The sequence below is a fragment of the Pseudonocardia spirodelae genome (assembly GCF_037727765.1).
GTDB lineage: Bacteria > Actinomycetota > Actinomycetes > Mycobacteriales > Pseudonocardiaceae > Pseudonocardia > Pseudonocardia spirodelae.
In genome coordinates, this window is the sequence record NZ_JBBJUP010000008.1 from 153,722 (window position 1) to 162,656 (window position 8,935).

Below are 8,935 nucleotides of genomic sequence, written 5' to 3' on the forward strand. Positions count from 1 at the left end.
CCGGCGCCGAGTCGACCCCCACGCACGCCGACCGACGGCCGCCCGGCCGGCCCGCGGGTGCACCGGCTACGGGACCTCCGCGGCGGGCCGGGTGCCGCGCGGGCGGGTGCCGGCCGCGCCGGTGCGGGTCGGCCAGAGCGTGACCGCCCGGGTCGGGACGACGCCGAGCCCGGGCTGCGTACGCCGGGTCGTGGCCTCGTCGACGGTGAAGCGGCGGACCGTCATGTCCGCCAGGTGCGGGTGGAACACGACGGTCCGGAACAGCCGGGACCCCACGAACGCGTCGGCCGCGCCGGAGTCGCCGAACAGGTGCACCCCGCCGTAGGTGCCGGACGCCGGGTCGGCGAGCCAGATCGTCGCGAGCAGCCCGGGCAGCTCGGCGAAGGCCGGGGCGAGCTCGCCGCAGAGCGCCCGGTGCTCGTCGTCGGTGATGCCGTCGAGGCGGTGGGTGGTGAGGAAGGTCTGCATGCCAGGAGTCTCGGGCGGCCGGGCCCGGTGGCGCCTCGGCCGGTCACGCCGACATCGGTGGCGTGACCGGCGCGGCCCGTCCGGCCCAGTCCGCTGCGCCGGACGGGCCCCGTTCAGACGTCCGCGACCCCGCGGGCGACGGCGATGCCCGCCGCCTCGGCGCGCGTCCGCGCGCCGAGCGCCAGCAGCAGGTTCGAGACGTGCCGGCTCGCCGTGCGCTCGCTGATGTGCAGCGTCGCGCCGATCTCCCGGTTCGACAGCCCGGCCGCGACCAGGCGCAGCACCTCGGTCTCGCGGGGCGACAGGCCCGCCGGCCCCACCGGCTCCCGGGTCTCGGACTCGACCAGGCGGGCCAGCCAGCCGTCGACGCTGCCGGGGCCGAAGTCCAGCACGACACACTGGTGGGCGACGCCGTCCACCTCGACCGGCGCCCCGACCGGGGCGAACCCGAGCGGCAGGAAGATCGGGCCGAGCTCGCCCAGGTCGACGACGACGGAGTAGAGCCGCCGCAGCCGCGGGCGCAGCTCCATGTAGACGCGCTTGACGTCGAGCCAGCACGCCGACACCGCGGGCGAGCGCAGCTCCCCCGACCCGCGCCCGAGCCAGCGGCGCATCAGCAGAACCCGGTCCGCCGGCGACGGCGGCACCGCGCGCAGGTGCTCGGTCCAGGGCCGGGTGACCGGGTCGGCCGCGAGCACCGCGGGGTCGACGGCCGACAGCTCGACGATCTGGACGAACGCCTCGACCGTCCCGTCCGGTCCGCGCGCCACGGCGAACGTCTCCGGGTGCCGGTCCCACCAGCGGGCCAGCGCCTCGGCGCAGGGCCGCGGCTCGTGCCGGGCGACGATGTCGGCGACGGCCCGCCCGTCCTGCGGGCGGGCCTGCTCGACGGCGTGGTCCGGCCGGGTGCTGGGGAAGCAGGCGTCGCGCACCACCGGGTTCTCGATGAGGAACATCAGGTCCGCGGTGTGGCGCCACAGGCCGCCGGCGGCGGGTTCCGGACGGTCGGCGTAGTAGCGGACGGCGCGCTGCCGGTAGCCGCGGCGGGTGTCGGGGTCGCGCACGGCGAGCTCCCGGCCGACGGTGTCGCGCACGACGTCGTGGAGCAGCAGGCCGTCGGGGACGGTCTCGGCGAAGGGCAGGGTCCGCAACGCGTCGTAGGCGGGGCGGGCGCGGTCGTCGCCGAGCAGGGCGCGCAGCACCGGTTCGGTCACCCGGCGGACGGTCGACGCCGCCTCGACGGCCCGCACGACGTCGTCGTCGAGGCCGCCCAGGAACGCGTCGGTCAGCTCGGGGACGACGGCGGTGCCGTCCGCCCCTGCGCGGGCCCCCGCCGCCCCCAGCTCCAGGGCCAGGGGGTGACCGCGCGCGAACGCGTTCAGCCGCCGCGCCGCCGCGTCGTCGAGGCCGCGGGCGCGCAGGAGCGCGAGTGCGTCCGCCTCCGGCAGCGGGCCCAGCGGGAAACCGGCGACGAGACCGGCCCATCCGGCGGCGGTGTGCCACGCGGCGGCGGGACGGTCGCGCCCGGCGACGACCGTCAGCACCGACGCCGGCAGCGCGGGCAGGAAGCGGGTGCGCAGCCACCCGTCGAGCAGGCCGAGCACCTCGTAGGTGTCGACGACCAGCAGGATCCGCGCCGCGCCGCGCTCCCGCAGCGCGCCGACGACGGCCTGGGTCCCCGGGTCGTCGGCCGCCGGGAGGCCCAGCGCCGCGGCGAGCGCCCGGCGGAACCCGCGGGGCGTCGGCTCCACGTCGCGGCCGTCGAGGACGACGGCGTCCACCCCGTCCGGGACGCCGGCCACGAGCCGTCGCAGCAGGCTGCTCTTCCCGATCCCGCCGGGGCCGTGCACGAACGCGACCAGGAACGGCGGGTCGGGGTCCGACACGGCGGCCGTCAGCGCGGCGAGCTCGCGCCCGCGCCCGACGGGGCCGCGCCCGGCACCCACCGCGAGGCGCTCCCCGATCGTCCCCGTCATGGCGGACCTCCGTCGGTCGGCGACGACAACCGCACGACGGTACGGCCGCGGGACCGGCCGCGTCAGCCCTCGTGACCGGAACGGCGGCACGGCGGCGTCCGGAACGGGCCGGACGCCGTGCGGACCGCACGACCTTCGCCCCTACGTCGTGGCCGTCGCCCCGGGGCAGGCTCTCCCCCCGTCCCCCGACCGCCGGAGGCCGACATGATCGAGGTGCTGCACGACCTGCCCCGCGGCGTCTTCGGTCTGCGTGTGGACGGCAGGCTCACCGCCCAGGACTACGAGCAGGTCGTCGAACCGCTCGTGGCGAGCGCCCGGAGGGCCGACGACCGGCTGCGCTGCCTGGTCGAGATCGACGAGGGCTTCCGCGGGCTGACCCCCGGCGCGATGCTCGACGACCTGCGGCTGGGTCTCGACACCGTCGGCGCCTACGACGGGGTCGCGGTGCTGACCCGCAGTGCCGGGCTCCGGCGCGCGGCCGAGTGGACGGCCCGGCTGGTCCCCTTCCCCGTCCGGGTCTTCCGTCCCGGTGACCGCTCGCGCGCCGCGCAGTGGCTCGCCGACCTGCCCGCCGGATCCACCGTCCACGTCGAGATCGACGCCGCCGACGTCGCCCGGGCCGACATCGGCACCGCGCTGCGCGTCGAGGACTTCGAGCGGCTCGCCGCCACCGTCGACCCGTGGATCCGCGAGCACGGTGAGCTGCGCGGCCTCGTGCTGCACCTCGCCCGCATCCCGGGCTGGACGAGTCCGGGGAGCCTGGTCCGGCACCTGATGTTCGCCGTCGGGCACCACCGGCGGATCCGCCGGCTCGCGATGGTCGGCGACCCGCACCTGCTCGCCCTGGCCGCCCGCGCCCTCGACCGCGTCGCGCACCCCGAGGTGCGGGCCTTCGCCGGTGACGGGTCGGCGGCGGCGCACGACTGGGCCGCCGGGGACTGACACCACGCACGGGAGGGACGCCGGGATGGTGCAGCAGGCGTCGCCGGGCCGTGATTCCCTACCGCGCCGCCCGGGGCGGTACGTCCCGTGGAACGGGTGTCGGCACGCGCGGCGCATCGGCGCGCCCCGCGGGGGCTTCCGAGGACGGCCGGTGCCCCTCCGGGTGGAGCAGCCTGACCTCCGCCCGGCAGCCGGGTCCGTGGTTGACCACCGAGAGGGTCCCGCCCTGGGCGTGCACGAGGCCGCGAGCGACGGCGAGGCCCAGTCCGGCTCCGGCGCGGTCGGTCGGGGTGCGGGCTCCGGTCCCGCGGAAACCGACCTCGAAGATCCGCGGCAGTTCGACGTCGGGGATGCCACCGCAGCCGTCGTCGACCCGGACCCACGCCATGCCCTCCGTCGCGCCGGCGGTGAGGAGGACCGAACCCCCGGGCGGCGTGTGCCGTACGGCGTTGCCCAGCAGGTTGGCGAGGACCCGCAGCAGGTCGGTCTCGTTGCCCAGGGCGTGCGGCCAGTCGTGGGGCCGGTCGGCGCCCACCACGACGCCTGCGGCACGCGCGACCTCGGCCGCGGAGGCCACGGCCTCCGACGCCACCTCGGCCAGGGACACGCGTCCCAGATTGAGCTGCAGGGTGCCGGAGGTGGCCCGCGAGAGCTGGAACAGGTCGTCGACCATGTCCGACATCCGCAGGGTCTCGCGACGGATCCGGGTGACGTACTCGCGGATCTCGGCCGGGTCGCTGACCACGTCGTCGAGCACGGCGTCGGTCATCGCCCGCATCCCGGCCAGCGGCGAGCGCAGGTCGTGGCTCATCCCGGCCACCAGATCCCGGCGGGACTGCTCGGCCCGCCGCTCGGCGGCATGCGCCTCGTGCTGCCACAGCGCCTCGCGGGCGAGGGTGCGTCCCAGCACGAGCGCCGCCGGCACGGTCACGACCGCGGCGACCAGGCAGGCGACGAGCGTGCCGAGCAGCTGCGGGGTGTACATGAACCCGGAGACGACGACGACTCCGGAGAACGCCGCGACCAGCGGCAGGATCACCAGCGCCGTCGTCGCCGCGGACAACGAACGGCGCCGCAGGCGCTGCAGCAGTGCGACGCCGAGTCCGGTCACGGCCAGGGTGATCAGGACGGCGGGCAGCGCGGCCAGCAGGATCTCGCTCAGCACGGCGGGTCCGTCCGGTCGTAGCGGTAACCGACGCCCCAGACCGTGGTGATCCGGCGGGGACGGGTCGGATCCGGCTCGATCTTCTCCCGGAGGCGGCGCACGTGGACGGTGACGGTGGACTGGTCACCGAACTCCCAGCCCCACACGCCGGCCAGCAGCTCGGGCCGGGTGAACACCCGGCCCGCATGGAGCAGCAGGTACTCGAGCAGGTCGTACTCCCGGCCGGTGAGGCTCAGCGGGACGTCGTCGAGCACGGCCCGGCGGGCACCGCGGTCCAGGGTCAGGTCACCGTCGACGACGATGCCGGAGCCCACCGTGGGCGCGGCCCTGCGCAGCACCGAGGCGACCCGCAGGACGAGCTCACGGGGGCTGAACGGCTTGGTCACGTAGTCGTCGGCACCGATCTCGAGTCCCCGGACGCGGTCGTGCTCCTCCCCGAGCGCGGTGAGGAGCACGACCGGCAGGTCCGGGCGGTGGACCTTCAGCTCACGGCAGACCGCGAGCCCGTGCCGGCCGGGCAGCATCAGGTCGAGGACGACCGCGTCAGGGGCGCGCTCCACCGCCGTGCGCAGCCCGGTGACGCCGTCGGCGGCCTCGATCACCTCGTGTCCGCTGTCGCCGAGGTAGCGCCGCACGACCTCGCGGACGTTGTCGTCGTCCTCGACGAGCAGTACCCGTGCGGCAGCCACGGCGCCGAGGGTAGGCCGTCCCGCCGGGATCCCGTGGATCCGTCACACATCGGTAAGAACCGTCCTCGGGTGAGTTGTTAGGGGTTTCTTACGGACCGGTCCGACGCCGCCGCGGCCGGGTCCCCGCTCCCTACGTTCGGCTCCGTCCCCGACGAAGGAGCCACCATGACCGAGACGGACACCGCCCCACCCGTCGGTGGGGACCTGCGGGCGGGCCCCCGCTTCCGCAGCCCCATCCGGGGACCGTGGCTCACCGCGGTCCTCGGCGTCGTCCTGCTCGTGGGGCTGCCGGTCGTGGCGGTCACCGGCCTGCTGGACTACGTCGCCTACGGCGCCGGCCAGCAGATCCCGGCCGAGGTCGGGCTGCTGCGCCCGCCGGACTTCGTGTTCCCGCTGGACCCGCCGTGGCTGTTCCGGCTCACCCAGGGTGTGCACGTCGGGCTGGGGCTCGTCCTGATCCCCGTCGTGCTGGCCAAGCTGTGGTCGGTGCTGCCGGCGTTGTTCGCGTCACCACCGGTCCGCAGCGCCGCCCACCTGCTGGAGCGGCTGTCGCTGCTGCTCCTCGTCGGGAGCATCCTGTTCGAGATCGTCACCGGCGTTCTCAACATCCAGTACGACTACGTGTTCGGCTTCAGCTTCTACACCGCGCACTACCTCGGCGCCTGGGTGTTCATGGCTGCCTTCGCCGTCCATGTCGTCCTGAAGCTCCCCTCGGCGGCCCGGGCCCTGCGGTCACGGTCGCTGCGCACCGAGCTGCGCACGCCGCTGTCCCGGACACGCCCGGAGGAGGGCGGCGGGGACCTCGTCGCGGACCGGCCCGCCGCACCGACCGTGAGCAGGCGGGGAGCCCTGGCCGTCGTCGGCGGGGGCTCGCTGCTCATCGGGGCGCTCACCGTCGGGCAGACCGTGGAACCGCTGCGTCCGCTCGCCTTCCTGCTGCCGCGGGGGCGGGTACCCGACGGCCCTCCCGGCAACGACTTCCCGGTCAACCGCACGGCGGCCGCAGCGGGGATCGACCCGTCCGCCGTCGACCCCGGGGGGTGGCGACTCGAGCTCACCGGAGGACCGGCCCCCGTGCTCCTCGACCGGGCCCGTCTGCTCGCCGGGGGGCCGGAGCTCCCGTTGCACACCGCGACCCTGCCCCTCGCCTGTGTCGAGGGCTGGTCGGCGGTGCGCACGTGGACGGGGGTGCGGCTGCGCGACCTCGCCGCGGTCGCCGGGGTCGCCGCTCCGACGGCCGCGATCGTGACGTCGTTCGACCCGGGCGGGTTCGGCCGGGCGGCGCTGCCGGGAGCGCGGGTCCTCCACCCCGACAGCATGCTGGCCCTGCACGTGGAGGGCCACGACCTGTCGCTCGACCACGGCTTCCCGGCACGGATCATCACCCCGTCCACCCCCGGCGTGCAGTGCACGAAGTGGGTCCGGGCGATCGACTTCCGGACGACGTGATGATGCGCTTCCGTCGCCTCTACGGTGCCGGGCCGGGTCACCTGCTCGTGCTCCTCGCCGGCTTCGCCGTCGCCGGCTACGCGGCGCAGCTCCTGCTCGACGACCCGTCCGCGCTGCGCATCCTCGTCTGGTTCGTCGCGGTGGCCGTCGTGCACGATCTCGTCCTGTTCCCGCTCTACTCCGCGGCGGACCGGGTGGTGACCACCGTGTCCGGACGGGTCCGCCGCGCCCGGGTCCCGGTCGTCAACCACGTCCGGCTTCCGCTGATGGGCGCGGGACTCACCCTGCTCGTCTTCCTGCCCGGGATCATCCGCCAGGGTGAGGAGACCCACCTCGCCGCCACCGGCTTCGACCAGCAGCCCTATCTCGGGTCGTGGCTCCTGCTCGTCGCGGTGCTCGCCGGCGTCTCCGCTCTGCTCTACCTGCTCCGCTGGGCGCACGCCGCCGCGACGGGGAGCCGCTGATGCCCGCGGTGGTGCCGTCCACCCCCTTCGACGGCCTGCTGTGCGGCGCCGCGATCGAGATCCGGGACGACGCCGGGTCGGTACAGCTCCTCGACCCGGCGCGCTGGCGGGCCGGGCCGGACCTCACCGACGCCGAGGTGGTGCGACGGTGCACCGGGCCGACCCTGGACCTCGGCTGCGGACCGGGCCGGCTGGTACGGGCGCTGCGCGAACACGGCGTCGTGGCCTGGGGGGTCGACAGTTCCGCGGTCGCGGTGGAGCTGTGCCGCAGCCGGGGAACGCCCGTCCTGCACCGGAACGTGTTCGCCCCGCTCCCCCGCGAGGGACGCTGGCACCACGTCCTGCTCCTCGACGGCAACATCGGGATCGGTGGGGACCCGCACCGGCTGCTGGCGCGCGCGGGTGCGCTGACCGCCACCGGCGGCACGGTGATCGTCGAGACCGACCCCGACCCCGGTCTCTGCTGGACCGGCTGTCTCCCGGTGCCCGACGTGGGCGGCGAGTGGTCCACGAGGTGGGCCCGCGTCGGGGTCCGGGCCCTCGAGGATCATGCGGCCGGCCTGGGCCTCGCCGTCGTCGGCAGGTGGCCCGCCCGGCCGGGCCGCGGTGACATCGTCGAGCTCGGAGCTGTCGGCAGGAGGTCGTCCGTCCGCGGCAGGCCCCCGGGATGACGACGGGACGGGAATCGTGAGCCGGGGCGGGCCGCGGCGCACCCGGAGGTGGGGAAACCGGATGAGGGTGAGCTTTCGAACACCATGCGATGGAGAACTCGGCGGAGATCGGCGCAGCGGTCCTGGGGCTCGTCGCGGCCGGGGGCGGGGGCCCTGCAGCGGTGCTGGCAGATCTCGTCGGATCCGTCGAGCGCGTCGTCGGGCTCACCGCCGGTGCGGCCCTGCTGTCGGACGGGGCGGTCGGCGGGGTCGTGGCGTCCGGGGCCGCCGAGCCGCGTGCGGCCCTGGCCGCGGGGTTCGGTCAGGGGCCCGGCGGGGAGAGCGCCCGGTCCGGCCGTCCCGTGCTCTGCCCGGATCTCGGCCGCGAGCGTTCCCGATGGCTCGTGTTCGCCGCGAAGGCACTCGCCGCCGGGGTCGACGCCGCATGGGCGTTCCCGCTGAGCCACGGACCGGACACCGTGGGAGCGCTGCTGGTGCTGGGGCGCGCCGGCGCCGAACCGGACCCGCAGGTGCTGGGCCTGTTCGCCGAAGCGGCCGCGGTCGCCATCCTCCACTCCGCGGCATCGGACCGCACCGCGACGGAGCTGAGGCAGCTCCGGACGGCGTTGACGAGCCGGGTCGTCGTCGAACAGGCGAAGGGGATGCTCGCGGTGCACGGCGGTGTCGACGTGGGCACGGCATTCGAGCTGCTGCGCGGTCACGCGCGTCGGAACGGACGTCCGCTGGGCGAGGTGGCGACAGCACTGATCTGCGGCGACACCGATCCCGCGATCATCATCGAGCACCGTTGACACGTTTTCTCAGAGGTCTCGGACCATTCCTTCGTCTCTCCCGCGACGAGCGGTTTTCACTCCATCGTGTGACACTATTTCCGATGCATGGCGAAACCTGACGCCGATCCCACGCCAGCCGAGGAAAGTGCAGCTCAAAGCCCTACTGGCGCCTGCCGTCCACAGTTTCGAACCCGTCCGTTCACCGAGATCGGGCGATTTTCCTCACCAGCCCCGCGAGCGCGTACCGCGGATACGAGGATAACGTCGGGATCAGCACTCCGGCGCTACCCCGGGGTGCATCACCGAATGAAGGAGAACATTCATGCGCAAGTCCGTGC

9 protein-coding genes are annotated in these 8,935 nt (G+C 75.2%); 5 read left to right on the top strand and 4 right to left on the bottom strand.

The features are described from left to right. Window positions 1-66: 66 nt before the first annotated feature. Together WJX68_RS12095 and WJX68_RS12100 are read right to left on the bottom strand one after the other, a co-directional pair. Window positions 67-468: a YdhR family protein gene (locus WJX68_RS12095; protein ID WP_340289742.1), complete on the bottom strand. Its 402-nt coding sequence runs from the start codon at window positions 466-468 to the stop codon at window positions 67-69. A gap of 113 nt (window positions 469-581) precedes the next feature. Then, window positions 582-2,444, bottom strand: a complete 1,863-nt coding sequence (locus WJX68_RS12100; RefSeq protein ID WP_340289745.1) for a LuxR C-terminal-related transcriptional regulator — start codon at window positions 2,442-2,444, stop codon at window positions 582-584. A 204-nt stretch (window positions 2,445-2,648) separates the two neighbouring features. On the opposite strand from WJX68_RS12100, the gene WJX68_RS12105 reads away from it, so the two are divergent. Beyond that, window positions 2,649-3,386, top strand: coding sequence for a SpoIIAA family protein (locus tag WJX68_RS12105; RefSeq protein ID WP_340289748.1), 738 nt, complete (start codon window positions 2,649-2,651; stop codon window positions 3,384-3,386). Between the two features lie 58 nt (window positions 3,387-3,444). Here WJX68_RS12105 and WJX68_RS12110 read toward each other — a convergent pair whose 3' ends face one another. Both WJX68_RS12110 and WJX68_RS12115 read right to left on the bottom strand, forming a co-directional pair. After that, complete coding sequence (locus WJX68_RS12110) at window positions 3,445-4,551, bottom strand: sensor histidine kinase (RefSeq protein ID WP_340289751.1); 1,107 nt, start codon at window positions 4,549-4,551, stop codon at window positions 3,445-3,447. Then, window positions 4,545-5,240: a response regulator transcription factor gene (locus WJX68_RS12115; RefSeq protein WP_340289754.1), complete on the bottom strand. Its 696-nt coding sequence runs from the start codon at window positions 5,238-5,240 to the stop codon at window positions 4,545-4,547. The genes WJX68_RS12110 and WJX68_RS12115 overlap by 7 nt, the downstream gene beginning before the upstream one ends. Window positions 5,241-5,405: 165 nt before the next feature. On the opposite strand from WJX68_RS12115, the gene WJX68_RS12120 reads away from it, so the two are divergent. The 4 genes from WJX68_RS12120 (at window position 5,406) to WJX68_RS12135 (ending at window position 8,615) form a co-directional block, all read left to right on the top strand. Then, the gene (locus WJX68_RS12120; RefSeq protein ID WP_340289757.1) at window positions 5,406-6,689 is read left to right on the top strand and encodes a molybdopterin-dependent oxidoreductase; all 1,284 of its coding nucleotides are present in this window, start codon (window positions 5,406-5,408) and stop codon (window positions 6,687-6,689) included. Further along, a complete protein-coding gene (locus WJX68_RS12125; protein ID WP_340289760.1) occupies window positions 6,689-7,153 on the top strand; it encodes a hypothetical protein in 465 nt (154 codons plus the stop codon). The genes WJX68_RS12120 and WJX68_RS12125 overlap by 1 nt, the downstream gene beginning before the upstream one ends. Beyond that, on the top strand, window positions 7,153-7,824 hold the full coding sequence (locus WJX68_RS12130) for a methyltransferase domain-containing protein (protein WP_340289763.1): 672 nt from the start codon (window positions 7,153-7,155) through the stop codon (window positions 7,822-7,824). Before WJX68_RS12125 ends, WJX68_RS12130 begins: the two co-directional genes overlap by 1 nt. 89 nt (window positions 7,825-7,913) lie before the next feature. After that, on the top strand, window positions 7,914-8,615 hold the full coding sequence (locus tag WJX68_RS12135; RefSeq protein WP_340289766.1) for a GAF and ANTAR domain-containing protein: 702 nt from the start codon (window positions 7,914-7,916) through the stop codon (window positions 8,613-8,615). Window positions 8,616-8,935 lie beyond the last annotated feature (320 nt).